Annotated in this window: 28 protein-coding genes; 18 read left to right on the top strand and 10 right to left on the bottom strand. The window is 68.5% G+C overall.

Annotated elements, in window-relative coordinates; genetic code table 11:
- Nucleotides 1-3 precede the first annotated feature (3 nt).
- Nucleotides 4-1,647, bottom strand: a complete 1,644-nt coding sequence (locus AB7I40_RS20080; RefSeq protein WP_428345365.1) for a sigma-54-dependent Fis family transcriptional regulator — start codon at nt 1,645-1,647, stop codon at nt 4-6.
- Between the two features lie 172 nt (nt 1,648-1,819).
- On the opposite strand from AB7I40_RS20080, the gene AB7I40_RS20075 reads away from it, so the two are divergent.
- From AB7I40_RS20075 to AB7I40_RS20065, 3 genes are read left to right on the top strand one after another with little or no spacing between them, the layout of a single operon-like run.
- Complete coding sequence (locus tag AB7I40_RS20075) at nt 1,820-2,935, top strand: Zn-dependent alcohol dehydrogenase (protein WP_428345364.1); 1,116 nt, start codon at nt 1,820-1,822, stop codon at nt 2,933-2,935.
- On the top strand, nt 2,932-3,819 hold the full coding sequence (locus AB7I40_RS20070; RefSeq protein WP_428345363.1) for an AAA family ATPase: 888 nt from the start codon (nt 2,932-2,934) through the stop codon (nt 3,817-3,819). The genes AB7I40_RS20075 and AB7I40_RS20070 overlap by 4 nt, the downstream gene beginning before the upstream one ends.
- Nucleotides 3,711-4,772 carry a vWA domain-containing protein gene (locus tag AB7I40_RS20065; protein WP_428348123.1) on the top strand — a complete coding sequence of 354 codons (1,062 nt, stop codon included), beginning with the start codon at nt 3,711-3,713 and terminating at the stop codon, nt 4,770-4,772. Before AB7I40_RS20070 ends, AB7I40_RS20065 begins: the two co-directional genes overlap by 109 nt.
- Here the strand turns inward: AB7I40_RS20065 and AB7I40_RS20060 are convergent.
- On the bottom strand, nt 4,717-5,049 hold the full coding sequence (locus tag AB7I40_RS20060) for a LysR family transcriptional regulator (RefSeq protein ID WP_428345361.1): 333 nt from the start codon (nt 5,047-5,049) through the stop codon (nt 4,717-4,719). The two genes, AB7I40_RS20065 and AB7I40_RS20060, sit on opposite strands and share 56 nt — an antisense overlap.
- A 281-nt stretch (nt 5,050-5,330) precedes the next feature.
- Between AB7I40_RS20060 and AB7I40_RS20055 the strand changes: the two genes are divergently transcribed.
- The 13 genes from AB7I40_RS20055 (at nt 5,331) to AB7I40_RS19995 (ending at nt 16,937) form a co-directional block, all read left to right on the top strand.
- Nucleotides 5,331-5,597, top strand: a complete 267-nt coding sequence (locus AB7I40_RS20055) for an uberolysin/carnocyclin family circular bacteriocin (RefSeq protein ID WP_428345360.1) — start codon at nt 5,331-5,333, stop codon at nt 5,595-5,597.
- A 36-nt stretch (nt 5,598-5,633) separates the two neighbouring features.
- The gene (locus tag AB7I40_RS20050; RefSeq protein WP_428345359.1) at nt 5,634-6,179 is read left to right on the top strand and encodes a stage II sporulation protein M; all 546 of its coding nucleotides are present in this window, start codon (nt 5,634-5,636) and stop codon (nt 6,177-6,179) included.
- A gap of 48 nt (nt 6,180-6,227) precedes the next feature.
- Nucleotides 6,228-6,797 carry a hypothetical protein gene (locus tag AB7I40_RS20045; protein WP_428345358.1) on the top strand — a complete coding sequence of 190 codons (570 nt, stop codon included), beginning with the start codon at nt 6,228-6,230 and terminating at the stop codon, nt 6,795-6,797.
- A gap of 9 nt (nt 6,798-6,806) precedes the next feature.
- The gene (locus tag AB7I40_RS20040; RefSeq protein ID WP_428345357.1) at nt 6,807-7,229 is read left to right on the top strand and encodes a hypothetical protein; all 423 of its coding nucleotides are present in this window, start codon (nt 6,807-6,809) and stop codon (nt 7,227-7,229) included.
- 82 nt (nt 7,230-7,311) lie between these two features.
- Nucleotides 7,312-8,757: a hypothetical protein gene (locus AB7I40_RS20035; protein WP_428345356.1), complete on the top strand. Its 1,446-nt coding sequence runs from the start codon at nt 7,312-7,314 to the stop codon at nt 8,755-8,757.
- Nucleotides 8,754-9,356, top strand: coding sequence for an ABC transporter ATP-binding protein (locus AB7I40_RS20030; RefSeq protein ID WP_428345355.1), 603 nt, complete (start codon nt 8,754-8,756; stop codon nt 9,354-9,356). The genes AB7I40_RS20035 and AB7I40_RS20030 overlap by 4 nt, the downstream gene beginning before the upstream one ends.
- Nucleotides 9,353-10,291 (top strand): ATP-binding cassette domain-containing protein, encoded by a 939-nt coding sequence (locus AB7I40_RS20025; protein WP_428345354.1) that lies wholly within the window; start codon nt 9,353-9,355, stop codon nt 10,289-10,291. The genes AB7I40_RS20030 and AB7I40_RS20025 overlap by 4 nt, the downstream gene beginning before the upstream one ends.
- Nucleotides 10,278-11,057, top strand: coding sequence for a hypothetical protein (locus tag AB7I40_RS20020; protein WP_428345353.1), 780 nt, complete (start codon nt 10,278-10,280; stop codon nt 11,055-11,057). Before AB7I40_RS20025 ends, AB7I40_RS20020 begins: the two co-directional genes overlap by 14 nt.
- A gap of 147 nt (nt 11,058-11,204) precedes the next feature.
- Nucleotides 11,205-11,537 (top strand): PadR family transcriptional regulator, encoded by a 333-nt coding sequence (locus tag AB7I40_RS20015; protein ID WP_428345352.1) that lies wholly within the window; start codon nt 11,205-11,207, stop codon nt 11,535-11,537.
- The gene (locus tag AB7I40_RS20010; protein WP_428345351.1) at nt 11,534-12,655 is read left to right on the top strand and encodes a hypothetical protein; all 1,122 of its coding nucleotides are present in this window, start codon (nt 11,534-11,536) and stop codon (nt 12,653-12,655) included. Before AB7I40_RS20015 ends, AB7I40_RS20010 begins: the two co-directional genes overlap by 4 nt.
- 153 nt (nt 12,656-12,808) lie before the next feature.
- Nucleotides 12,809-13,084 carry a 30S ribosomal protein S15 gene (rpsO, locus tag AB7I40_RS20005; protein ID WP_428345350.1) on the top strand — a complete coding sequence of 92 codons (276 nt, stop codon included), beginning with the start codon at nt 12,809-12,811 and terminating at the stop codon, nt 13,082-13,084.
- A 275-nt stretch (nt 13,085-13,359) separates the two neighbouring features.
- A complete protein-coding gene (locus AB7I40_RS20000; RefSeq protein ID WP_428345349.1) occupies nt 13,360-15,582 on the top strand; it encodes a polyribonucleotide nucleotidyltransferase in 2,223 nt (740 codons plus the stop codon).
- The gene (locus AB7I40_RS19995) at nt 15,579-16,937 is read left to right on the top strand and encodes a M16 family metallopeptidase (RefSeq protein ID WP_428345348.1); all 1,359 of its coding nucleotides are present in this window, start codon (nt 15,579-15,581) and stop codon (nt 16,935-16,937) included. The genes AB7I40_RS20000 and AB7I40_RS19995 overlap by 4 nt, the downstream gene beginning before the upstream one ends.
- On the opposite strand, the gene AB7I40_RS19990 is transcribed toward AB7I40_RS19995, so the two are convergent.
- The 3 genes from AB7I40_RS19990 to AB7I40_RS19980 all read right to left on the bottom strand — a co-directional run bounded on the left by AB7I40_RS19990 (nt 16,926) and on the right by AB7I40_RS19980 (nt 18,685).
- A complete protein-coding gene (locus tag AB7I40_RS19990) occupies nt 16,926-17,483 on the bottom strand; it encodes a hypothetical protein (protein ID WP_428345347.1) in 558 nt (185 codons plus the stop codon). The two genes, AB7I40_RS19995 and AB7I40_RS19990, sit on opposite strands and share 12 nt — an antisense overlap.
- Complete coding sequence (locus AB7I40_RS19985; protein ID WP_428345346.1) at nt 17,483-18,082, bottom strand: transposase; 600 nt, start codon at nt 18,080-18,082, stop codon at nt 17,483-17,485. Before AB7I40_RS19985 ends, AB7I40_RS19990 begins: the two co-directional genes overlap by 1 nt.
- 87 nt (nt 18,083-18,169) lie before the next feature.
- Entirely contained in the window at nt 18,170-18,685 is a 516-nt protein-coding gene (locus tag AB7I40_RS19980; RefSeq protein WP_428345345.1) for a class I SAM-dependent methyltransferase, read from the bottom strand.
- 102 nt (nt 18,686-18,787) lie between these two features.
- Here AB7I40_RS19980 and dapB point away from each other — a divergent pair, with 102 nt between their 5' ends.
- Nucleotides 18,788-19,531 carry a 4-hydroxy-tetrahydrodipicolinate reductase gene (gene dapB, locus AB7I40_RS19975; protein ID WP_428345475.1) on the top strand — a complete coding sequence of 248 codons (744 nt, stop codon included), beginning with the start codon at nt 18,788-18,790 and terminating at the stop codon, nt 19,529-19,531.
- A 63-nt stretch (nt 19,532-19,594) separates the two neighbouring features.
- On the opposite strand, the gene AB7I40_RS19970 is transcribed toward dapB, so the two are convergent.
- Complete coding sequence (locus AB7I40_RS19970; RefSeq protein WP_428345474.1) at nt 19,595-20,653, bottom strand: zinc-dependent dehydrogenase; 1,059 nt, start codon at nt 20,651-20,653, stop codon at nt 19,595-19,597.
- Between the two features lie 288 nt (nt 20,654-20,941).
- Between AB7I40_RS19970 and AB7I40_RS19965 the strand changes: the two genes are divergently transcribed.
- Nucleotides 20,942-23,050 (top strand): PTS mannitol transporter subunit IICBA, encoded by a 2,109-nt coding sequence (locus AB7I40_RS19965; RefSeq protein ID WP_428345344.1) that lies wholly within the window; start codon nt 20,942-20,944, stop codon nt 23,048-23,050.
- A gap of 31 nt (nt 23,051-23,081) precedes the next feature.
- Here the strand turns inward: AB7I40_RS19965 and AB7I40_RS19960 are convergent, their stop codons facing one another.
- The 4 genes from AB7I40_RS19960 to AB7I40_RS19945 are packed head-to-tail and all read right to left on the bottom strand — an operon-like array spanning nt 23,082 to nt 25,428.
- Nucleotides 23,082-23,393 carry an AzlD domain-containing protein gene (locus AB7I40_RS19960; RefSeq protein ID WP_428345343.1) on the bottom strand — a complete coding sequence of 104 codons (312 nt, stop codon included), beginning with the start codon at nt 23,391-23,393 and terminating at the stop codon, nt 23,082-23,084.
- Nucleotides 23,390-24,073: an AzlC family ABC transporter permease gene (locus AB7I40_RS19955; RefSeq protein WP_428345342.1), complete on the bottom strand. Its 684-nt coding sequence runs from the start codon at nt 24,071-24,073 to the stop codon at nt 23,390-23,392. The genes AB7I40_RS19960 and AB7I40_RS19955 overlap by 4 nt, the downstream gene beginning before the upstream one ends.
- Before the next feature lie 6 nt (nt 24,074-24,079).
- Nucleotides 24,080-24,631 carry an N-acetyltransferase family protein gene (locus tag AB7I40_RS19950; protein WP_428345341.1) on the bottom strand — a complete coding sequence of 184 codons (552 nt, stop codon included), beginning with the start codon at nt 24,629-24,631 and terminating at the stop codon, nt 24,080-24,082.
- Nucleotides 24,628-25,428 (bottom strand): hypothetical protein, encoded by an 801-nt coding sequence (locus tag AB7I40_RS19945; RefSeq protein WP_428345340.1) that lies wholly within the window; start codon nt 25,426-25,428, stop codon nt 24,628-24,630. Before AB7I40_RS19945 ends, AB7I40_RS19950 begins: the two co-directional genes overlap by 4 nt.
- Nucleotide 25,429: the final 1 nt, after the last annotated feature.

The following is a 25,429-nucleotide window of genomic DNA, read 5'->3' as shown; positions in this document are numbered from 1 at the left end:
CCCTCAGTACGTCGTGATCCGTAGGGACCTCATCCGGGCATAGAGGGTTGTGCGGGACACCTCCAGCTCCGCTGCGGCGCGCACCTTGTTGCCGCCGCAGCGCTGGAGCGTGGCCACGATGACGTCGCGCTCGGCCTGCTCCAGCGGCGCGATCGGCTTCTCCGGGACTCCCGAGCGATACCCCTCCGGCAGGTCGCCCACCGTGATCGCGTCGGCCCACCGTCGCTGGACGGCGTGGGACATCACGGCCTTGAGCTCCCGCAGGTTCCCGTGCCACGACTGGGCACTCAATGCCGTGATGGCGCTCGGCGTCAGGTGCACCGGCGACCCTGGCTCCAGTTCCTCGAGCATCCGGGCTGCCAGGGCCGGGATGTCCTGGCGGCGGGCCGAGAGCGCCAACGTCTCCTCCCGTCGGGTCGCGGAGCCCGCCAGTGCCGCGGCGCGGCCCGTGAGGTCGCCGACCGGGCCGGAGGTGAAGATCAGGTGTGGACGGTCTCGGGTGTCGACCCGCAGGCCGACCAGCTCCAGCAACCTGTCGGACAACAGATCGATCCCGTCGATGCACACCGACCCGGTCTTGCGGCGCATCAGCGCCTCGAAGTCCCGCGCCCAGGCGGTGTCACCGTCCAGGAGCGCCGCGCCCGGGCTCAGCACGGTCAAAGGCTCGTGCTCGGCGAGCTCACGCGCCCGAGTCGTCCGGCCACTTCCGGGCGGGCCCCACACCAGAAGAGGGCTGGAGTACTGCTCGCGCGAAGTCCACGAGCGGCGCGTCACGGTCCTGGCACGGTCCTGGTCCAGCGGCTCGACATGGAGCAGCGCACCCCGGCGCGCGCCGGTGACGGGGGTGACCTCGACGGTGACCGCTCGACCCGACTCCAAGGAGAGATCCAACCGGGCGCCCCGGCGCTCGGCATCGATGGCGAGCATCCGCAGCATCGCCACGTCGCCTGGACCCAGCAGGTCCAGGGCTGCCTGATTGGACAGGACGACATCCTCGCCGATCGCGACCATGGCTCGGCGGTGGCGACTCGTTGCGGCCTGGAACGCGTCGAGGAGGCTCTTCTCGGACGCCCGGCTGCCATCGAGCAGTCGCTGCTCGATGTCGAGGACCGCGCGGTCGATCAGAGCGGGCAGCAGCGGGTTGGCCTCGGCCGCGATCGCCGTGATGTCCAGGACGCCTTCGATCCGCCGGGTCAGGGGATGGCGGATCGGGTGGCCGTAGCAGCTGAAACCGCGCAGCGCCTCCGCGTAGTGCTCAGCGCCGTTGATGAAGATGCTCTCCCGCGTCTCCAGGACGGTGCCGAGGGCGTTGGTCCCGATGTCCTCCTCGAGCAGGCTGGTGCCGATCCCCAGGTGCAGATCCTCGAACCCGGCGTCGATGCGACGGTCGTCGGACCAGCGCCGCACGATCCGGCAGTCGCGATCCACGAGGATCGTGGAGTACTTCGTGTCCCGCAGGCGCCCGTCCAGCTCGTCGAGGACCGGACCGGCAGCGATCATGAGGGTCCCCTCGGCATCCACGTCCACGCGCTCCAGGTGGTCGAACGTGGCAGCCGGGTCCAGGCCGACACGGTCGGCGCGCCGCCAGGACTGGGCGATCGCCGGACGCAACGGCAGGGAGGACTCGTCGGTCACGGGAACCGACATCAGCACCCTCCCGTCGTACGACACTCTGGTGGCGATCCGCGCCCCCAACGCAGTACGTTGCTCTTCACAGTAGCCCGCCGTCGGCTGCGCGGGAATGTCCAACTCCTGAACAGTCCGTCCGTGCAGGACATGTCAGTGTGGTGGGCATCACACGCCACCTGGAGGAATCCGCATGAAGACCATCGCCGCTGTCGTCTACGAACCGGGCAAGCCGATCGAGATCGAGGAACTCGAGCTGGACAAGCCGCGCGAGGGAGAGGTGCTGATTCGCTACACCCACGCGGGCCTGTGCCACTCCGACGTACACGTCGCCCACGGCGACCTCGAGGCCCGGCTGCCCATGGTGCTCGGGCACGAGGGTGCCGGGATCATCGAGGAGGTGGGCCCCGGCGTCACCCGGGTCAAGCCCGGTGACCACGTGGTGTGCTCGTTCATCCCCAACTGCGGGTCCTGCCGCTACTGCGCCTCCGGCCAGCAGTCGATCTGCGACATGGGCGCCACGATCCTCGAGGGCTACCTGCCCGGTGAACGGTTCCCGATCAGCGGGCCGCGCGGTCAGTACGGCGCCATGTGCATGCTCGGCACCTTCAGCCAGTACGGCGTGATCCACCAGAACTCGGCGGTCAAGGTCGATGACGACCTTCCGCTGGAGAAGGCCGTGCTGGTGGGCTGTGGGGTGCCGACCGGATGGGGAGCAGCCGTGAACACAGCGAACGTCCGGCCCGGGCAGACCGTGCTGGTCGTGGGGATCGGCGGCATCGGCATCAACGCGGTGCAGGGAGCCCGGCTGGCCGGGGCGAAGAACATCATCGCGATCGACCCCTTGGAGAACAAGCGGGAGAAGGCCATGGAGCTCGGCGCCACCCACAGCTTCGCCAGCACCGAGGCGGCGATGGAGGCCATCACCGACATGACCCGCGGGCAGATGGCCGATTCCGCGATCCTGACCCCTGGGCTGATGACCTCAGAGATCGTCGCAGGCGGCTTCCACGCCGTCGGCAAGGGCGGTGTGGTCGTGCTCACCGGTCTGAACAAGATCATGGAGCAGACCATCGAGCTGCCAGGCACGATCATGACGCTCTACCGCAAGTCTCTGAAGGGCAGCCTCTTCGGCGACTGCAACCCCACCGTGGACATCCCGCGGATCCTGGGGCTCTACCAGAGCGGTGACCTCAAGCTCGACGAGATCGTCACCAGGACCTACACGCTCGAGCAGGTCAACGAGGGCTACGACGACCTGCTCGCCGGCAAGAACGTCCGCGGCGTCGTGGTCCACGAGCACGCATGACCGGTGCCCAGCACCCCGTCGTCGACCGGGACCTGGAGGCGCAGCTGCTGGAGGCCGCGCTGCTCAGCGGCGCGCACGTGCTCCTCGAGGGACCGCCGGGGACCGGCAAGTCCACGCTGCTGCGCCAGGTGGCCTCGGGTCGGCACGTGCCCTTCGTCCTGGTCGAGGGGAATGCGGAGCTGACCCCAGCACGCCTGGTCGGGCACTTCGACCCCGCGTTGGTGCTCAGCAAGGGCTATCGGCCCGACATCTTCGTCGACGGGCCCCTGTTGGAGGCTATGCGCAGTGGTGGCCTGCTCTACGTCGAAGAGCTCAACCGGGTCCCGGAGGAGACCATCAACGTGCTGCTGACGGTGATGTCCGAGGCTGAGATCACGGTGCCGAGGCTCGGCCGGGTGCCGGCGGCACCCGGCTTCGGGCTGGTCGCGGCCATGAACCCGTACGACGCGGTGGGGACCGCGCGCATCTCCTCGGCTCTCTACGACCGGACCTGTCGGATCGCCATGGGCTACCAGTCCGAGGCGGCCGAGCGACGCATCCTGGCGATGCGCACCGACTGTCGCGACGAGCCTTGGCGAGACCGCATGGTGGAGCTGGTGCGAAGCACCCGAGATCACCCCGACGTTCGCATCGGGTCGTCGATCCGTGGGGGCATCGATGCGGTGGGGCTGGCCGGCGAGCTGGCCCGCCTGCGCGGCGTACCCCTCACGGACTGGACGGTGGGACTCCAGTCGGCCATGGCGGCCCTGACCGGCCGGATCAGGCTGCAGGAGTCGTGTCCGCGGACCCCCGAGGACGTGGTTGCCGAGCTCTACGAGAAGGCGTTCGGGCCCCGACCCGATCCCGAGAACGAGAGTGGGGACGCGCCACCGGGGGAAGCCTGAGCCCGCCTCCCGCGGCGGGCGCCCCACAGCCCCAGGGCCGGCCCCCACCGAGTCCCCGCGATCGGGAGCCGGGTCGACGTAGCACGGGGCGCAGCGAACTGGCGCGCAATCCGCGCTTCGCCGAGCTGTCCCCCGAGGTCGGGGAGCTCGACCACGAGGCCCTCCAACGAGCACTCGCCGAGGACCCGGACGACACCCTGACGCTGTTGGTCGCGATGGCCTCCGCCACCGACGAGAACCTCCGACGACTGGTCCGGGCACTCGCCCCACGACTGATCCTGGACCGGTGCCGGGTCGGCATGCCGCGGCGGCGCGGCGTCGGTCGCCCCCGCAACGTCGCGGCCCACCTCGGCGGCGAGATCGACATCGACGCCTCCATGGACGCGATCGCGACCGCCGCCGGCGAGGGACGCATGCCGGGGCTCGACGAGCTGACGGCGCGGGACTGGGGACGACCCGAGCTTGCGCTCTGCCTGGTGGTGGACCGCTCGGGCTCGATGTCCGGAGCTCGACTCGCCACAGCCGTGGTCACCGCGGCGGCCTGCCTGGTCCGGGCGCCCCGCGAGCACGCGGTCATCGCCTTCGCGAGGTACGCCGACGTCCTGGCCCCGCTGGGCGGCTCCACGGATCCAGGGCGGGTCGTGGAGGACGTGCTCGCGCTGCGCGGTCACGGCATGACCTCGGTCAGTGCAGCGCTCGAGCAGGCGCGCGTGCAACTGGCCGGATCGCGGGCCAGCCGTCGGGTGACGGTGTTGCTGTCGGACTGCCGCAGCACCGACGAGGTCGACCCGCTCCCCGCTGCCCTGGCCCTGGATGAGCTGGTGATCCTGGCCCCGGCAGACGATTGCGACGAGGCGCGCAGAGTGGCGCGCGAGAGTGGTGCGCGTTGGGGTGAGATCACTGGTGTGGACGAGGTGCCGGCACTGCTCGACCGGCTGCTGGATCACGCCTGACAGCCCCGCCGGAGCTCGGGCGGTGACGGCTGGCGGTGGCGGAGACCGCGTCACCCAAGGCGACCATCGACACCGCCAGCGGCAGGATGTCGACTGCTGACTGGGTCGGGGTCAGACCGCCACCGGAACGCACGAACAAGGTAACCCCCAGTTCGGCCTCGAGGGCACGCAACTGCCGGCTGATACCCGAAAGGCTGTAGGACAGTTGTCGCGCGGCGTCGGTGACCGACCCCAGCTCGGCGGTGACGATCAGTGCTTGCAGATGTCCCACGTTCATGTGACGGCTAGCCCCCTCGGTCGATCTCGGACAGCTGACAGCTCCCGATGTTCGGCGCCAGTTCCCTTGCCTACGAGCATGCTCGGAGCGGGACCGCCTCACCAGACGAACAACCGGCCACGGCAGGTTGTGACTCGGAGCGATAGCAAGCCCCGGTGTCTGCGTCAACGCCTGTGCGCACCTCCGCAAAAGACGGCCTCGTTCGTTGCGCTGCAGTCCCCGCCGTTCGATGGTCCTTGCACCCACAGATCGTGGGTTCGACAAAGTTGGAGGGTCAATCCATGGAAATGAAGAAGTCCGGAACTCTGGGACTCACGCTCATCCTGGCAACGCTCGGAATTGCCACGGCTGGTGTCGGACTTGCCTGGGTCGCCGGCTCCCTGGGCATCTCGGCGTCTGCAGCCAGTCAGATCGTCAGCGCGATCATGGCCGGTGGCTGGGCACTCACCGTCGTGATGGCCATCTTCGGCGGGGGCATCATCAGCGCGATCGCAGCGACGGTGCGCTGGTACGTCGTGAAGAAGGGGCGCGCGGTCGCGATCGTCTGAGCGTCGGCCAGGGACTTCGGAGGAGAGGAAGCAACCGTGGACGCGAATCGGTACCGACTGCACGAGGTCGCGACATCGCTGATGCTCGCGCTCGCCCTCTTCTCCGGAGTCGCCGCCCTGACGGCGGTCCTGGTGGACCCGTCGACGCTGTCCGGTGTCGATCCAGGAGCCCAGGCTCGCTCTCCGGGCTTCCTCGAGATCCTCGGCCGCAACCTGAGCGCCGCTCTGCTGCTGTACTCCGGGGTGGTGACGGTCGGCCTGACGGCGATCCTCGGACTGATAGGCGTCGGCGCGTTCGTGGGCGGCACCCTCGATGTCGCCGTACACAACGCGGGCTGGTCTGGCGTCCTCGGGTCGACGTGGCCCTACATCCTGCTGGAGTTCGGCGGAATGGTCCTGGCTGCCGCAGCCGGCCTGCATCCCCTCGTCAGCACGCTCCTCACCGCTCGGGACGGCGCTCGGACCCGAACCGTGAACCGCTACCTCGCTGCTCTGACTCCGAGCCTGAAGCTCCTCACCGTGGCGGCCGCCATGATCCTCAGTGGCGCGGCCGTCGAATCCCTCGTCATCTCCCGTCGCTAGTTCCCGGAGGACCCCTTGACCACACCAACGAGCTTCCCGAGAGCCTCGATGACCGTTGCGCCTCGAACGTCGCCGCCGCACCCGGAGAGGACCACCATCGAGGTGGAGCGCCGTCCCACGACGACGCGGATGTGGGTTGCACTGATCGTGCTGGACCTCGCCATGTCGGCTGCCCTCATCCCCAGCCTGCTGGAGGACCTGCGCGCACGAGTGCCCGCTGACATCGTCGAGGGGGTGGGCGACGACCGGCTTCTCGACCTTTCGCTCCGTGTGGGGGCCTATCTCTCGGTTCCGGTCCATGCGGTGGCCCTGATCGTGATCGCACTCGTGGCGCGAAGCCTGGAGCGCCACGTCTTCCGGGCTTCGAGGACCCTGACTCCATCGCTGCGCTTCGGAGCCTTCTGGCTCCTGGTCGCGGTCACGCTCGTGCCGATCCGAGTGCTGAGCCTGAGCGGGATGGAGCTGCCCAGTGGATGGTTCATCGCCCATCTGGTGGTCGCCACGGCGGTCATGCTGTGTGTGTTCTGGACCGATTGGGTCAAACTCGGTTCAGGATCCAAAGGCGTCACCCTGGCAACCTCGGTCCTCCTGGTCGCCGCCATCTCCTGGGGAAAGTGAGACAACTCGGTGTCAAACCTCACGATCATCAGCGTTCGCGCAGTGGCCTTCGTGGCGCTCGCCGTAGCACTCCTGAGCGTCGTCTCAGCCGTCACGCTGGGAGCCCACGATCCAGGGAACGGGGTTCCTGCGCAGGTCTATTCCAGTGTCGTCGCCGGGTTGTGGATCACTGCGGCACTGGCGGGCATGGTGGGGGGGCTGCCCCTCGTCAATCACCGAATGGGTGATTCGCCCAGGATGGCCGTCGTCTCCGCGGTCGTCCTTGCCTCTTGCCTCATCGCCAACGCGGTCGCCCTGAGTGGCGAGCTGTCCCGGTTTCCCCAGTCCTACACGTCCCTCCTCGCGGCCGTCCTGGCGCTCATCGGTGCGGTGTTCTCCGTGCTGTCGATGACTGCCGCTGAGTCAGGGCGAGATGACTACAGCAGTCTCTGAGGCCGGCTGCGCCGCAGAGGGACCCCTGAGCCAGCAGGAACGTGCCGTCCGCGAACTCCAGGCTTCAACGGTATGGATCGCGATGGACCTGTACCTCTGGGAGAGCCTCGTCGCACTCCGGATTCCGTGGACCCTGCGCACGTTCCGGCTGGTGGTTGTGGTGGGGGGCGCCGCGTGCTGCCTGGTGCTGTGGACCGTGAGCGCGTTGGTGGCCCACGCCCTGCTGGACATGAACGACCCGGGTCTCGCGCTGACCGTGGCGGTGACGGCCTCCCTCACGCTGACCTACCTCGCGTCTGCCCACGTCGTTCGTGACCTGCTGTCCGGCCTCAACCCGGCCACACGGCACGATCCAAGGCACGCGCTGCTCAAGGCCCTCGACCTGCCGATCGCGACCGTGGCGATTGTCTACGCGCTCGCGCCCCGGCTGCCGGTCGCCGTCGCTGGCACGGGAGTCGTCGGTGCGCTGTACCTGCCCCTGCGCGAGCAGCTCGGACTCACCATTCCTGAGCTGGTGCTGGTCCTCACTGCGCCGAGCCTGCTCGCCCTCGCCGGGGCCACGCTCGTTGCGGCGTCGGCCATCACACGCGTGGAGCGAGGCCTTCCTCGGCTACGCACCGTCCTGACGCTGGGGCTGATCAGTCTGGCGGTCGGGGGAGCCACCGGGGAGGTCGTGTCCGGACTCGTGCTCGTCAACACAACCGACCCCGAACCGCGATCAGTGCTTGCTTGGATGCCCCCCGCATCGGTGGTGCTGGCGGCTGTGAGCGCCGCGTGTGTCGTGAGGTTGGTGCGTCACCGCCCGGATCGGGTCGCGGTGCCGGGGGCCAGCGATGTCGGCCGGCGGTCATCGTCTCGATCTGCGGCGACCATGATGATCCGGGGACTTCTCGCCGAGGTGGTCGCGGCGCCCACATTCCCTGTGGTCCGCAACACGGTGGTCGGCCTGCTCTGTCTCGGTCTCGGCCTCACCGGAGCTTCGCTCGCTGGGTTGTCCTTGACAGACCTCCCGACGACCCAGGTCCGCACCGTCATGCTCACCGTGGTGGTGACCATGATCATGGCGCTGTGCGAAGCGCTGAGTCGGCCCGTCGGCCCGATCCGCCTTGCGCCGGTGCTGCGCCAGCTCTGGGAGCTCGGAGCTGAGCGAGGCCAGCTCGCCGTCGTCGTGCTAGCCGCCTACGCGCTGCCGGTGGGCACCTCGCTGGTGCTGTCGACACTGGCGTATGCGTTGGTGACCGGGACGCTCAGCATCGCCCCCGCGCTGGCCCATCTCATCGGCCTGGCCGCGTGGGTCATTGCGGAGTGCGTCGTACCGCCGGTGACGAACGCGGATGGATCGGCGATGTACAACGCCGTGACCGGGGTCGCGATCCTCACCATGACCGCACCCGTTCTCCTCGTCGTGCTCCATCCCTCAGTCGTCGTCGACGTTCTGCTCTGCGCCTATTCGCTGCTTCTGTCTGGAGGTGCTTTCACGTGTCTGTCCAACCGAGTTCTCCACATGCCGTCCGTCTCTGCGAGGTGACGGCCGGATACGTCACCGCCAGCCCCGTCTTCGACGGGCTGAGCGTCGACCTCACGGGGCCCGGACTCGTCGGCCTGCGCGGCGCCAACGGCACCGGCAAGTCGACGTTCCTGGAGCTGTGCAGCGGGTACCTGCGACCCATGGGCGGGTACGTCCTGGTCGATGGCGAGCCGGCGCACAGCCCACGTGCACGGGCGTCGCGGCGGGTGTGTCGATCGAGCGCGGCCCTCCTGCCTGAGATGTCGGCCCGTGACCACTTGGTCCTCGCCGCGCGAAGCAGCGGGACCGACCTGGCGCAGGCCATCGGGCGGGCGGATCGCTTCGGGTTGCAGCCGTGGCTCGGCGCCCGTGCACGCACTCTGTCGAACGGGAATCGCCGCAAGCTGTGGATGCTCATGTGCACACCGGGCAACTTTCGACACGTCTGGCTCGACGAGCCGTTCCAGGGGATGGACGAGGAGGGCGTCTGTGCCCTGATCGACGAGATCGGGCACTGGCGTCGCACCTCACTGGTGATACTGATCGCCCACGACTGGCCAGAGCAGCTCGTCCCCGACCTCGAGTGCGTCCTCGATCCGGTCGAGGGGGTGGCGTCATGACGCTCGTCGAGGCCCGGGCGGTCGGCAAACGGTACGGCGCGCACCTGGCTTTGTCGGACGTCTCCTTCACGCTGGTGCCCGGAGTGGTGACCGCCCTCGTCGGAGCAAACGGATCAGGCAAGAGCACCTTGTTGAAACGGATGATCGGCCTGGTGCTCGGCAGCGGTCAGACCACGTTCGACGGTCGTACCTATCCCTACCTGGACAATCCCGTCTCCACCGTGGGACTCGCCCTGGACGTGCAGCAGCTCGATACGGCCCAGACCCCCCGGTCCCACTTGACTCGCGTCGCGAGGGCATGCGGCGCCCCGGCGGCGGCCATCGACGAGTTCTTGGCCGTGCTCGACCTGTCCCACGTCCAGGGCAAACGGGTTGCCAAGCTCTCCCTCGGCATGCGTCAGCGGCTCAGCCTGGCCGCGGCGCTCCTTCCGGATCCCGAGGTCCTGCTCCTGGACGAACCGGGCAACGGCATGGATCCTGCGGGCCTGCACTGGCTTCAGGACTTGGTCAGGAGCCGCGCCGAGGACGGGCGCACGGTCCTGCTGTCCTCACATCTGCTCACCGATGTCGAGGCATGCGCCGACCGAATCCTCGTCGTGGACCGGGGGAGACTGCTGTTCGACGGTGATCTGGAATCGTTCGTCCGGCCCTGGGGTGCAGCCGAGAGAGTCATCGCGAAGTGTGGGAATCCGGAGTTGCTGCTGGAGGCGGTCCGGGGTTTCGGGGCGGTGAATGCAGCCATCGACGACTCAGGCTCGGTTGCGGTGGACGGGCTCGACGTACACGCGGTCGCCTCGGCCGCGGTCGCCGTCGGGGCCGTCCTGCACGAGGTGCGCCCCGACCGTCGTGACCTCGACACGGCGTACTTCGACCTCCTCGCCACTCGCACTGCGACACCGGCCCGAACAGAGGCGGTCGACCGTGTTCTGGCATGAGGTCCGGTGCCTGCTCCGCTCTCGCCTCTTCGCGATCTGTGCGGTCGCGGTGGGGGCATTCTCTGCCCTGGGTGGCCTGGTGTTCACCGGGGTGGGGCTCGCCATGATCGATGCGGGGGAGGTCCTGGGGCTCGACCAACTCGTGCGCGCGGCCGTCATCAAGGGGACGGCCGCCCCGGTGGTCTCCGGGGTGCTCGGTGCCGTGGCCGTCGGTCGGCTGTTCCGCAATGGAGGGCTCGCCACGTCCCTGTGGCTGGTGCCGCGGCGAGGCAGACTCTTCGCCGCGATGGTGGGTGCCGTCGCCGTGATCGGTGGACTGCTCGGGCTGGTCGGCTGTGCGGCTGTGGCCTCCGTCAGCCTGTGGGTGGGTAACGACCTTGACTCCCCGCCATCGGGCTCCGTGCTCGCGCTGGTCGCGCTGGCGCAGGTCGTGATCTGTGCGACGAGCGCTGCCGTCGGCGCAAGCGTGGCGATCGTGTTGCGGTCGCAGGCCGCGGCCATGGCCACCATGTTGATCGGTCCCCTGGTGCTCGAGCCGATGGTGCGAGCCTCAACGACCAATCTCGGAGGCGGCGGCCCCGTCGGTCTCGTTGCTGACTACCTGCCGGTCGCCCTGATGGAGCGAGTCCAGATCGACTCTGGAAACCCGGTGGTGCCCGTGTCGGCCTCTGCACCGCCCCTGGTCATCGCGGTGGGGGTCCTGACCTTGGTGCTGGCGGGCGTTCTGCAGGTGGCTCATCGACGCCTGGCAACTCTCGACGCCTGAGGTGCGTGCACCGCGGGGAGTACGCCGTGGTGGCGTTCGCGAGGTACGCCGACGCCCTGCCCACCCTCGGCGGCTCCACGGAGCCAGGGCGGATGGTCGGTGTGTCGCACTGAGGAGTACCGCGCATAACGTAGTACCGTGCAGTGCATGGACAGCACCCAACTCCTCAAGGGCGTACTCGACCTGACCGTCCTGGCGGTCCTCGACGACGAGGACGGCTACGGCTACGACATCGTCCGCAGGCTGCGCGCCGGCGGCCTCGAAGGAGTCGGGGACGCCTCGGTCTACGGCACCCTGCGCCGCCTCTATGCCGGCGGAGCCCTGACGTCGTACGTCGTCCCGTCCGAGGCCGGCCCCCATCGCAAGTACTACGGCATCAGCGCGTCCGGACGTTCGATGCTCAAACGACAACGAGACGACTGGCTCCACTTCTCCACGACCGTCACCACCATGTTGCAGACCAGGGGAGCATCCGCATGAACAACGATCTGGAAGTCGAGACGCGTCCGGAGATCGTCGGCTTCGTCGAGAGTGTGCGAGCCCGGCTCGCTTACCTCGAACCTGAGGTGCGCGAGGAACTGACCGACGGACTCGAGGCCGACCTCTCCGAGCTCGTCGCTGATCACGGGGGTGACCGACCGCTCGGAGAGGTCCTCGGCGACCCCGCCAGCTATGCCGATGAGTTGTGCGCAGCCGCCGGGCTGGAGCGTTCGCGCCCGACCCGACGCGGCCTGCACGGTCGCGGGGTCGGCCTGTGGGCCCGATCTGCTGCGGCAGTGGAGGCCGGAGGTCGCCGGATCGAGCGGGAGGTCTCGACCCGGCCGTGGGTACAGGCGCTTGTCGCCTTCCTCGTCGCGCTCCGCCCCGCCTGGTGGGTGCTGCGGGCCTGGCTGGCTGTTCAGCTGGTCGACCGGTGGTCAGGCCCCGACGAGACGTTCGAAGTGATCCCTCGGCTGGGCCTTGCGCTCGTCGGTCCGATCGTGCTGCTCGCCGCCGTCGTCGGCAGCGTCCAGCTGGGACGAGGAGCCTGGTGGCCGGCGACCCGGCAGGGCACCTCACGGGTCGCTCGAGGGGCCCTCGTCGCCGCCAACGCGTTCGCCCTCCTGGTCGCGCTGCCGTTGGTGCTCGACGGCACGGACAACGTCGCGTACACCTCCTCGGGTGGCGGGGGACGAGTCCCGGGGCTCGTGAACGACGGCCACTACGTGTCGAACATCTACGCGTTCGACAGTGACGGCACGTCGGTCACCGGAGTCCAGCTGTTCGACCAGGCCGGACGTCCGCTGTCGGTCGACCCGCAGTGGGCGGGGGGCTACCGGATCCCGGGCGAGCCCGGCCGGATGGCGCCGTACCCGTGGTTCAACGGCACCGCTCGGCTCTACAACGTCTATCCACTTCCGGTGCGGGCCCAGAGCTACGTCGCCTACCGGGCGAGCGCGTGGGACTCCGACCGACCGCCGGTGCTGCCGCCGGCTCTGTTCGCGAGCGTCCCGGGCGTGACCCTTCCCGGCGCGGCGCTTCCCGAGCCCCCCGAGCCGACCACCGAGCCGGTGCCCCAGAATCAGCCGACCGACGGGCGCTCGCCGAGGCAGCGATGATCGCTCGATTGGGACTTGCGTCCCGCGCGCTGATAATCTTCACCGGTTGTCCTTGACGGGACGACGACTGCCGTCGAACGGCCGCGGATCCAGAGCGCCCAGGTGATCAGCACCCGGGCACCGCGCAACGGATGAAACCGGAAGGAGCCCCGCATGTCTATCGGTACTGACGCGGAGACCAAGAAGAAGATCATTGCTGAATACGGCAAGTCCGAGGGTGACACCGGTTCGCCGGAGGTGCAGATCGCTCTGCTGAGCTTCCGCATCGCGCACCTGACCGAACACCTCAAGACCCACAAGCACGACCACCACAGCAGGCGCGGCCTGCTGCTCCTCGTGGGCCAGCGTCGCCGTCTGCTCAACTACCTGCAGAAGACCGAGATCGCGCGCTACCGCTCGATCGTGGAGCGTCTCGGCCTGCGTCGATGACATGAGGGGAGCGGTTGTCCGTCTGGACGGCCGCTCCCTTTGCTCTTGCTAGGCTCGAACCAGCAGAACTGAACACCCAAACCTCCCCAGGAGCGACCCGCACACGTCTGGCCCGGTCCTCGGTAGTGGCTCTCAGATTCTTGATCTGCGGGCCTCGATCGAAGACCGGCCCCCTTGAACACAAGGGAAGGCGGGTAGCACTTCGAGTACCCGCCTCGGGCTCAACAGCCCGGGCGCGACGAAGCGGCAAGCTCCGCTAACAGAAAGGGACACCCTTGACTGAGGGACCCGTCATCTCCGCCGTCGAAACCGTGATTGACAACGGCAAGTTCGGCACCCGCACCGTCAAGTTCGAGACCGGGCTCCTTGCCCGCCAGGCCGCCGGTTCGGTGACCGCCTACCTCGACGACGACACGATGCTGCTCTCGGCCACCACGGCCGGCAAGCAGCCCAAGGACCACTTCGACTTCTTCCCCCTGACGATCGACGTCGAGGAGCGGATGTACGCCGTGGGTCAGATCCCCGGCTCGTTCTTCCGCAGCGAAGGCCGTCCTGGTGAGGACGCGATCCTCACCTGCCGTCTCATCGACCGGCCGCTGCGTCCGACCTTCAAGAAGGGTCTGCGCAACGAGGTCCAGGTCGTCATCACCGTGATGGCCCTCGACCCCGACATGCCCTACGACGTGCTGGCGATCAACGCCGCGTCGATCTCCACCCAGCTCTCCGGCCTCCCGTTCTCCGGCCCGGTCGGTGGCGTCCGCGTGGCGCTCATCGAGGGCCAGTGGGTGGCGTTCCCGTCCCACAGCCAGCTCGAGAACGCCGTGTTCGACATGGTGGTCGCCGGGCGGGTCACCGACACCGGTGACGTCGCGATCATGATGGTCGAGGCAGAGGCCACCGAGCAGACCTGGACCTTGGTCCAGGGCGGCGTCCAGGCCCCGACCGAAGAGGTCGTCGCCGGCGGCCTCGACGCGGCCAAGCCGTTCATCAAGCAGCTGTGCGAGGCTCAGGCCGAGCTGGCCAAGGAGGCCGCCAAGCCGGTCGCCGAGTTCCCGATCTTCCTCGACTACGAGGACGACGCCTACGCAGCGGTCGAGGCCGCTGTGAAGACCGAGACTGCAGCCGCCCTGCTCACTGAGGGCAAGCTGGAGCGCGAGGAGAAGCTCGACGCCGTCAAGGCATCGCTGCTCGAGAAGGTCGGTGCCGACTTCGAGGGCCGCGAGAAGGAGATCGGCGCTGCCTACCGGTCCCTGACCAAGTCGCTGGTGCGCGAGCGCGTGCTGCGCGACAAGATCCGCATGGATGGCCGCGGGCTGGCCGACATCCGCCCGCTGCACGCCGAGGTCGGCGTGATCCCGCGGGTGCACGGGTCGGCGCTGTTCGAGCGCGGCGAGACCCAGATCCTGGGTGTCACCACGCTGAACATGCTCAGCCTCGAGCAGAAGCTCGACACGCTCTCCCCGGAGAAGACGCGTCGCTACATGCACAAGTACATCTTCCCGCCGTTCTCCACCGGCGAGACCGGTCGCGTCGGTTCGCCCAAGCGTCGCGAGGTCGGTCACGGTGCGCTTGCTCGCCGTGCCCTGCTCCCCGTGCTGCCGACGCGTGAGGAGTTCCCCTACGCGATCCGTCAGCTCTCCGAGGCCATGGGCTCCAACGGCTCCACCTCGATGGGCTCGGTCTGTGCCTCGACGTTGTCGTTGCTCCAGGCCGGTGTCCCGCTGAAGGCTGCCGTCGCCGGCATCGCCATGGGCCTGATCTCCGGAGAGGTCGACGGTGAGACCGAGTACGTCGCATTGACCGACATCCTCGGCGCCGAGGACGCGTTCGGGGACATGGACTTCAAGGTCGCCGGCACGCGGGAGTTCATCACCGCGCTCCAGCTCGACACCAAGCTCGACGGGATCCCCGCCGAGGTGTTGGGCGCAGCCCTCACCCAGGCCAAGGGCGCCCGCGTCGCCATCCTCGATGTGATGGCCGAGGCGATCGATGCTCCCGAGGAGATGTCGCTGCACGCGCCGCGCATCATCACCGTGCGCATCCCCGTCGACAAGATCGGCGAGATCATCGGCCCGAAGGGCAAGATGATCAACCAGATCCAGGACGACACCGGCGCCCAGATCTCGATCGAGGACGACGGCACGATCTACATCGGTGCCAGCAACGGCGAGTCCGCCGAGGCTGCCCGGACGATCATCAACGGCATCGCCAACCCGACGATGCCCGAGGTGGGCGAGCGCTACCTGGGCACGGTCGTCAAGACCACCAACTTCGGTGCGTTCATCTCCTTGATGCCCGGCAAGGACGGACTGCTGCACATCAGCAAGCTGCGCTCGCTGGCCGGCGGCAAGCGCGTCGACGCGGTCGAGGATGTCGTCTCGGTCGGTCAGAAGATCCAGGTCCAGATCGCCGAGATCGACGACCGCGGCAAGCTGTCGCTGATCCCGGTCGACGAGTCCGAGGCGGCTTCCGAGCCTGCCGAGGCCGCTTCCGAGTGACCTTGCACCACCTGACGACAGCCGGCCAGCAGAACTCTGCTGGCCGGCTGTCGTCTGCCCAGCAGATCGGCGGCACCCGCACCGTCCTGACCAGCGAGGACGGACTGGTCCGGCGCAGCGTCCTGCCCGGCGGGCTCAGGGTGATCACCGAGCAGATGCCCGGGGTGCGCTCGGCCAGCATCGGGGTGTGGGTCGGTGTGGGGTCGGTCGAGGAGACTGTCAAGCAGCACGGTTGCTCGCACTTCCTCGAGCACCTGCTGTTCAAGGGGACCCCCGAGCGCAGTGCCATGGACATCTCGGTCGCGCTCGACGCGGTCGGCGGGGAGTTCAATGCCTTCACCGCGAAGGAGTACACCTGCTTCCATGCCCGGGTGCTCGACCAGGATCTCCCGATGGCCATCGACGTCCTCGGGGACATGATCACCAACTCCACCCTGACCCCGGCTGACGTGGAGGCCGAGCGCGACGTCATCCTCGACGAGATCGCGATGCACGAGGACGATCCAGACGACGTCGTCCACAACCTGTTCGCCGAGCAGGCCTGGGGGAGTGCTCCCGTGGGGCGCAACATCGCCGGCAGCGTCGCCTCCATCGAAGCCATGACGCGCGGGCAGATCCTGCGGTTCTACCGACGCCACTACCGGGCCCCCAACATGGTGATCTCGGTCGCCGGCAACCTGGAGCACAGCGCTGTCCTGCAGGCCGTCGGGGCCGCGTTCGGTCGCAACGGCTTCCTGCTCGGCGACCAACTGCCAGCGCCGGTGAAGGGCACTCTGGTGCCGCGACGGGTGCATCCGGGCGTAGCACGACTGCACCGACCCTTCGAGCAGGTCAATCTCGTGCTCGGGATGCAGGGGATCACGCGCACCGACGAGCGTCGCTTCGCCCTGTCGGTGCTCAACGCGGCGCTGGGGGGTGGCACGTCGAGCCGGTTGTTCCAGGAGGTCCGTGAGGTTCGCGGCCTGGCCTACTCGGTCTTCTCCTTCGCCTCCCACCACGCTGACGCCGGGCTCGTGGGCATCTCGGTGGGCTGTTTGCCGGGCAAGATGGACGCAGTGCTGGAGACGGTGCGCGCCGAGCTCGCGAAGATCGCGGCCGAGGGGATCACCGCTCTTGAGCTGACGCGGGCCCAGGGCCAGCTCCGTGGCGGCATCGTCCTGGGCCTTGAGGACAGCGCAGCGCGGATGTCGCGGCTAGGCAAGGCGGAGCTGGTCTACGACGAGCTGCTGAGCGTCGACGAGGTGATCGGCCGGCTCGAGGCGGTCACTCTCGAGCAGGTGCGTGAGCTTGCGGCGGACCTGTTCAGCGCCCCCGAGATCCTGGCCGTCGTCTCCCCGGGGCCGTCAGAGCAGTAGGAGCACGGCTCCGGCGCACGCGGCCGCCCACAGGGCACTCGTGAAGGTCCCGATGATGAACCGTTCCGCGGTGCCGGAGTTGTGGCCACTGCGCAGCTCGGGATAGCGGCCCAGGCCCTTGAGGCCCAGCACCACGGCCAGTCCCTCGGGCCAGCCCGCCATCAGCGTTGCGAAGACCGCCGCCCGCTCGAGGACGCCGATCCACGCACCCCCACGCAGCACCTGCCCGGCCTCCTCCATCGAGCCACGGGCAGAGCCCTGGTCGGCTCGAGGACGGTCACGGCCATCGACGAGGCCGAACACGGCAGCCGTCAGCGGGCCGCCGCCACCCACGGCGAGCAGGCTGGTCGCGGCCAGCAGCAGCAATCGCAGCCACGGGGCCGGTGGGCCTGAGGGGTCGTGCACCACCCCGATGGCAGCCACGACAGTGAGCAGCGCCCCGGCGAGGCCGACGCCCACCAGTCCGGGACCTCGGCGCGGGCTGAGCCACCCGACGAGCACGGCCGCCAGAGCCAGCACGAGGAGCACCAGGCTCAGCACCACCATCACGTCCCTCCTTCGGCCATCATCTCTGCGATCAGCTGCCGGGCCAGCCGGGCGGCCCGGTCGCCCTCGACGACCCCCGCGGTCCTGGCTCGCTGGCTGACCGCGGACTGCGTCACGCCCAGCCGGGCGCCCGCCTCCGCGTGGGAGATGCCCTCGGCGATCAGGTCGGCCACCTCCCAGCCGCGTGCACTGCGTCGCTGGAGCAGATCGGCCCAGAGCCACAGGACCGTCTCCAACTGCTCGGCACGATAGCCGTCCACGCCGACAACGCTGACGTGCGCCGGGACGGTCTTGGCCCGGTTGACGGCCTCGCGGGCCTGCAGGTAGGCCGCACCGCGGCCCGCCCGTGCCTGGGGCGGAAGCGGGGTCTCGACCGGGCCGATGCCGATCCCGATGTTCCATTCAGCACCGCGCAGGAGCAACGCGAGGGCGGCCACCACGACGTCCGGGTCGTCGATGACACCTTGGATCTCGTCCCCTGCTGTGCGTTCGAAGGCTCGCAGGGTGGGGAGCGTGGAGAGCGCCTCGACGGTGGCCGGCACGAGGTCCGGCCGGGTTCGGCTGGCACGCTGGTCGACGGTGAGGACCACCAGATTCATCAGGCACCTCCATCAGGTCAGATGCTGATGAGAGTATACATAAGGTTTTGAACTTATGAAGTCCCAATAGAAGGTCTGAGGCTGATGTCAGCGTCGGCCGATGATCCCGATCACCGGTGGGTTGCGGCTCTCCACGACCGACACCCGGAATCCTCCGGCCGTGAGCGCGGCCGAGGCGCCCTCGACGATCTGTGGCACGCGGTCGCGGTGGGTGGCCTCGTAGAACAGGTAGACGCCACCACCGGGTGAGACCCGTTCGTGCAGCAGCGCCACCTCGTCGGCGCAGGCGCGCACCCAGAAGAGGTTGACGTTGAAGGCGAAGACCTTGTCGAGCCGCTTGACCGGCACCCGCAGGGTGGCCAGGTCGATCTGTCGCACCGTGAGCCGCCCGGCAGCGACGTACTTCGCGTTGCGCCGCTTCGTCCGGTCGACGCCGGACTCGGAGCGGTCGATCGCGAACAGCTTGCCCTTCTCGAGCCGGGCGCAGATCAACTCGGCAGCTGCGCCGGGTCCGCACCCGATCTCGAGGACCTGATCGGCGGGTTGGACGTCGAGAACCCCGACCGCCCATGTGATCCGCGCAGGGACCTGCTGCTGTGCCATGGGGGACAGCCTGCCACTACCGGGCGCTCGCGTCAGTCAGTGCCACGCTGGGACGGCTCAGAGTCCCCTGTCCGGTTCAGTAGGCTGACGGCCGTGAGTGGACTGCGAGTGGGCGTGCTGGGCGCGCGAGGCAAGGTCGGCGGCGAGGTCTGCAGGGCCGTGGACAGTGCTCCCGATCTCGAGCTCGTCAGCGCCATCGACGCCGGAGACCCGATCGAGCAGCTGCTGGAGGATCGGGCGGAGGCGGTGGTGGACTTCACCCATCCCGACGTGGTGATGGGCAACCTGGAGTTCTGCATCACCCACGGCATCCATGCGGTTGTCGGGACCACCGGCTTCGACGGGCCGCGACTCGCCCAGCTCGAGACGTGGCTGGCGCGCGCACCGTCCACCGGCGTCCTGATCGCCCCCAACTTCTCCATCGGTGCGATTCTGATGATGAGGTTCGCTGCGGTGGCCGCGCCGTACTACGAGTCCGTGGAGGTCATCGAGATGCACCACCCGGACAAGGCCGACGCCCCGTCCGGGACAGCGCGTCGTACGGCGGAACTGATCGCGGCCTCCCGGCGCGAGGCGGGGGCGGAGCCCATACCGGACGCCACCAGCACCTCGTTGGAGGGGGCCCGCGGAGCCGACGTGGATGGCGTGCGTGTGCACAGCGTGCGGGTGCGTGGCCTGGTCGCGCATCAGGAGGTGCTGCTCGGCGGTCTGGGTGAGACGCTGACGATCCGTCACGACTCCCTCGATCGGGTGTCGTTCACTCCCGGGGTGCTGCGCGGCCTGCGGGCCATCGGGGCCCGTCCGGGCCTCACCGTCGGCCTGGAGCACTTCCTCGATCTGGCCTGAGACAGCACGAGAGGCCACGCCGGTCGAGCGGTGTGGCCCCTCGTGGGTCCCGTGGGGTGTCGGTCAGGGAACGACCGTCACTTTGATGGCGCGCCCCTCCTTGACGATCTGGAAGGCCTCCAGGGCGCGCTCGAGGGGGATGTGCTCGGTGATCAGGTCCTTGACCGGCACCTGACCGGTGGAGATGTACTCCAGGGCGCGCTTGTTGTGCTCCGGCGCCGAGCCGTTGGCGCCGTGGATGTGCAGCTGTCGGTAGTGCACCAGGTTGGAGTCGCACTTGATGAACGGATCGGTCTTGGGCAGCCCGCCGAAGAACGAGATCCGACCGTTGCGTGCCGCCATCGAGATCGCCTGTTCCTGGGTCACGTTGGCTGCGGTGGCGGTGATGATCACGTCCGCGCCGCGGCCACCGGTCAGCTCCATCACCTTCTCCACGACGTCGACCTCGGCACCGTTGATGACCTCGTCGGGCTGGACCGCGTCCGCCGACATCTTGAGCCGGTCGGCGTTGACGTCGACGAGGAAGACGCGCCCGGCCTTGTGGACGCCGCGAGCGATCCGGATGTGCATGCAACCGATCGGGCCGGCGCCGAAGACGACGACAGTGTCACCCTCCTCGATCCCCAGGAGCTCCTGCGCGTTGATCGCACATGCGAACGGCTCGGCTGCGGAAGCCTCGTCGTAGCCGACGTTGTCGGGGATCCGGTTGAGGCCGTCGACCTTGAGCACCTGGCGGGGGATGATGATGTACTCCGCGAACCCGCCGTCGTACTGGTAGCCCACCGACGTCTGGTTCTGGCACACCGCCATCCAGCCCTTGTTGCACTCGTAGCAGTCACCACATGGCACCGCCGCGATCACCTGGGCACGGTCGCCCGGCTTCCACTCTGCGCCGTAGGTCGCGTTGACGTCCGCCCCTACCTCGACCACCTCACCGGCGATCTCGTGGCCCATCGTTGCCGGGGGAGTGATGTTCTGGTGCCCGTTGTAGAAGATCTTCACGTCCGTGCCGCAGGTCGAGCAGGCCTTGACCTTCAGCTTGACCTCGTCGGGACCGCATTCCGGCTCCGGGACCTCCTCGAGACGTACGTCCTCAGGGGCGTAGAAGCGCAGGGCCTTCATCTTCTCCTCCAGTTGCTGCTGTGGGTTCAGTCGCGGAGCCACGATCGTGGCGACGGTGTGGTCTGGCTCACTCTAACGGCGTGCCCGTCGAAGTCACCAGACTCGGGACCATACCTTATTTGCGTGGTTATCCCTGTGAACATGTTGGTTTGAGGGTCTTGACGTGGAGTGGGGTCACTAGATATAAACACAATCACAGATACGTGACTGGCATCACAGCCCCGTGATCCAGCTCCGGTCACCGCTCAGGGACACCGCCTCGCCGGTGTCGGTCCAAGGAAGGTCTTCATGGCCACATCAACGAGTACGTCCACCAGCAGTGGTGGCATGCGAGTCCACGTCCAGCGTTTCGGCACGTTCCTGTCCAACATGGTGCTGCCCAACATCGGCGCCTTCATCGCCTGGGGGCTGATCACCGCCCTCGTCATCAAGACCGGATGGATCACCCTGGTCGGCGACTGGCTGTTCCACGGCGGCGACAAACAGAACCCGGAGAACTACGGCATCATCGCCAAGCTCGGGGGCTGGTCCATCAACCCGGACTCCTGCTCGGCCACGATCACCGGTGTGGATGGCGTCGTGACCACCCTCGCTGACGGGCTCCAGTCCTGCTCCAACTGGGGCGGCATCGTGGGCCCGATGATCACCTACCTCCTGCCGCTGCTGATCGGCTACACCGGTGGCCGGATGATGTACGACGACACCATGCGAGGCGGCGTGGTGGGTGCCATCGCGACGATGGGTGCGATCGCGGGTGCCCCGGTGCCGATGTTCCTCGGCGCCATGGTGATGGGCCCGCTCGGTGGCTGGTCGATGAAGAAGCTGGACGCACTCTGGTCCCACAAGATCCGCCCCGGCTTCGAGATGCTCATCAACAACTTCTCGGCAGGCATCTGGGGCATGATCCTCGCCTTCGCGGGCTTCCTGGTCGCGGCGCCGTTCGTCAACGAGTTCAGCAAGTTCGCCTCGACGGTGATCGACAAGCTCGTCGAGAACAACCTGCTGCCGTTGACCTCGATCTTCATCGAGCCCGCCAAGGTCCTCTTCCTCAACAACGCCGTCAATCAGGGCATCCTGACCCCGCTCGGGGTCTCGGAGGCTGCCGAGAAGGGCAAGTCGATCCTGTTCCTGCTGGAGGCCAACCCCGGCCCCGGCGCGGGTCTGCTCATCGCGTTCATGTTCTTCGGCAAGGGCGCGGCCAAGGCCTCGGCTCCCGGAGCGCTTCTCATCCAGTTCGTCGGTGGCATCCACGAGATCTACTTCCCGTACGTCTTGATGAAGCCGAAGCTGATCCTTGCCACGATCTTGGGTGGCATGACGGGCATCGCGACGAACCTGGTCTTCGACTCCGGTCTGCGTTCGCCGGCTTCGCCCGGCTCGATCATCGCCGTCTGGGCAGCAGCTCCGCCCAGCAGCCTGTTCGGCGTGACCGCCTCGGTGGTCACCTCGGCCACCGTGTCGTTCCTGGTCGCCGCCTTCCTGCTGAAGACGGACCGCACCATCGACGAAGGCGACCTCACGGCCGCCACGGCTCAGATGGAAGCCACCAAGGGCAAGAAGTCCTCGGTCTCCGCGATGCTCGCCGGTTCCGCAGGGGCCAGTGGTGGGGCGATCCGCTCCATCGTGTTCGCCTGCGATGCCGGGATGGGGTCCTCTGCCATGGGCGCCTCGGTGCTGCGCAAGAAGGTCCAGGCGGCAGGATTCAGCGATGTCACCGTCGTCAACAAGGCGATCTCGAGCCTGACCGACACCTTTGACCTGGTGGTGACCCACCAGGACCTCACCACCCGGGCCCAGGCGAAGACCGGATCGGCGATCCACGTGTCGGTGGACAACTTCATGAACAGTCCGAAGTACGACGAGATCGTGGAGCTGCTCCAGCAGACCAACGTGCCGAGCTCCGTGGGTGCCGGCTCGCATGGCGCGCCGGCGGCTGCAGCACCATCCGCAGCGACCGGAGACTCGGAGCTGCTCTCGGCCAGCTCGATCGTCCTGGACCCGGGGGCCGACTCCCGCGACCAGGCCATCACCCGGGCCGGTGAGCTGTTGGTGGCAACGGGTGCGGTGGATGCGTCGTACGTCGCGTCCATGCATGCCCGCGAGGAGTCCGTGTCGACCTACATGGGCAACTTCCTGGCCATCCCGCACGGCACCAACGAGGCCAAGCCGTCGATCAAGCGGACCGCACTCTCGTTCGTGCGCTACTCCGACGGGATCGACTGGAAGGGCAAGGAGGTCAAGTTCGTGGTCGGCATCGCCGGCGCGGGCAACGACCACCTGAAGCTGCTCGGCCAGATCGCGGAGATCTTCCTCGACCCGAGTCAGGTCGAGCGTCTCGAGGCGGCCACCACGCCGCAGGAGATCCTCGGCGTGCTGGGCTCCGTGCAGACCCCCTGAAACACTGCCAGTGCTGCGGCCCTGGTCCGGCTCACCCGAGTCGGATCAGGGCCGCTGTGCTTGCTGCGGCGATCACCACCAGCAGGAAGGGCGCGCGCAGCAGGAGGGCCACGAAGGCCACGGCAAGTCCCGCCAGCCGAGCGTCCACCCCCAGCTGTGGCCCGTCGGTCCCGTTGGTCGAGAACACCTGGACGGCGATCAGTCCCGACAGCAGGGCGACGGGGAGCAGGTCGGCGACCCGGGACACGACGGGGTTGTCCAGCACCCGTGACGGGACCGACAGGCCAGCGAGCTTGAGCAGGTAGCAGCCGACCCCGCAGGCCAGCACCGCGAACCAGATCACGAGGCCTCCTGGCGGGTGAGGATCCCCATCGCGATGGCGACCACGGACGCCGCGAGCACGGGGACCCCGGCAGGCGTCAGAGACACCAGGCTCAGGGCGAGAGCCGCTGCGAGCAGGGCGACGAGGCGGTTGTGCCAGTCCGTGAGCCGGGGCCAGAGCAGAGCCAGGAAGGCGGCGCCCACGGCAGCGTCGAGCCCATAGCTGCGCGGGTCCCCGAGCTGGTCGCCGGCAAGAGCCCCGAGCAACGTCGCCAGGTTCCACAGGACGAAGATGCCGACCCCGGTCGAGACGAACCCGATCCTCGCTGCCTCAGGAGACTCGCGATTGACCGACATCGCGGTCGACTCGTCGATGAGGATATGGGCGCCGGCCAACCGGCGTACGCCGCGCAGACCAAGCAGGGGAGCGAGCCGCAGGCCGTACAGCGTGTTGCGGGTGCCGAGCAGCAAGCCGGTCAGCGCGCCCGACAAGGGGGCTCCTCCCGAACCGAGGACTCCGACCAGGGCGTACTGGCTCGCTCCGGTGAAGATGAGCAGGGACGCTGCACAGGCCTGCCAGACATCGAGTCCCGACGTGACGGCGATGGCCCCGAAGGAGATGCCGTAGGCGCCGGTGGCCACCGAGACGGCCGCGGCATCACGGATGATCTGACGTCGCCGCGCCGACGAGACTGCACCCATGCAGGATCAGCCGTCGAGCGCCGTGTGCAGGCGGACCTGCTTCACCGTGACCGAGCCGTCGCCGTACAGGTCGAGTTCGCGGTGGGCCTGGTCCGCACCCCACCCGGCCTCGACGAAGAAGGTGCGCAGTACGTCGTCGGTGGCGTTCACCCAGGTCACCGCCCGCGCGAACCGGTCGGCCACGAGCGTGTCGATCACCGCCTGCTGCAGCCGGGAACCGTGGCCCTTGCGTTGTTCCTCGGGCAGCACCGTGAAGTCCGAGACCTCCCCGTCGGCCACCGGGTCACAGTCGGGGTCCGCGGCGGGGGACACGATCGCGAAGCCGACGATCCGGTTGCGCTCGAGAGCCACCAGGACCCGGTTGCGAGCGTCCTTGGGTCGGGTCAGTGAGGCATGCCAACCGGCAGCGAAGGAGATCGGGTCGAAGCCGGCCAGCTCCTCGGCCGGCAGCAGACCGGCGTACGCCGTGCGCCACGCAGCGACCTGGACCTCCGCGATGCCGCGGGCGTCGTCAGCCCAGGCGATCCGGACCGAAACGTCTGCGGTGGGGGAGCTCATGCGGCTATCCTGCCCTGCTCGCGACTCAGGACGATCGTGGCCCCGGTGGCCACGACCAACCCGAGCAGCACAGCGGTCCAGGAGCGGACCCCGTCGCCCAGGGCGATCACGCCCACCGCCGCCGGGACGAACGTCTGGGCGACGATGAGCGGGCCCGTTGCGGCTGCGACCGAGGACCGGTCCAGCGCACTCGAGTAGATCCAGAAGGCCACCAGCCCGAGCACCGGGACGCTCAGTGCCGTGACGACCACCACGAGCGTCACCGGGGTCGCGACACCGCGCACGGCGATGGCCGACCCGGCGTAGCCCATCCCCGCCAGCGTGCCGAGCAGGCCCCCCGGCCACCCTCCCGATCGGAAGCCCAGGGCGACGATCAGCCCTGTGGCCGCCCAAAGCGCGATCGCGAAGCCAGCGGTGGCCTCGGCGGTCCCGGCCTCACCGGATCCGATCGCGAGCAGCGCCAGTCCGAGCGTGACGCCGACCACCGCGGCCCAACGCACGGCACCCAGCTCCTCCTGCAGGTGCACGATCGCGGCAAGAGCGGTGATCGGCATGGACAGCGAGATCGCGGCCTGGGCCAGGTAGAGCGGCAGGTACCAGATCGACACCGCGTGCAGCACGAATCCGCCGAGGTAGGCAGCGACGACCGCGAGCATCAACGGGTCGCGCAGGGAGTGCAGCACGAATCCGACCAGGCCGACCCCCGACGGCATCCGCCGGGCAGCCTGCGCCTGGACCACGGCGGCAACCCCGAACAGCAGGGCTGCCAGGAGTCCCGCAGCCAGACCGACGAGCACG

The organism is Nocardioides sp., assembly GCF_050246775.1.
GTDB lineage: Bacteria > Actinomycetota > Actinomycetes > Propionibacteriales > Nocardioidaceae > Nocardioides.
This window is presented reverse-complemented; position numbering and strand designations above follow the sequence as displayed.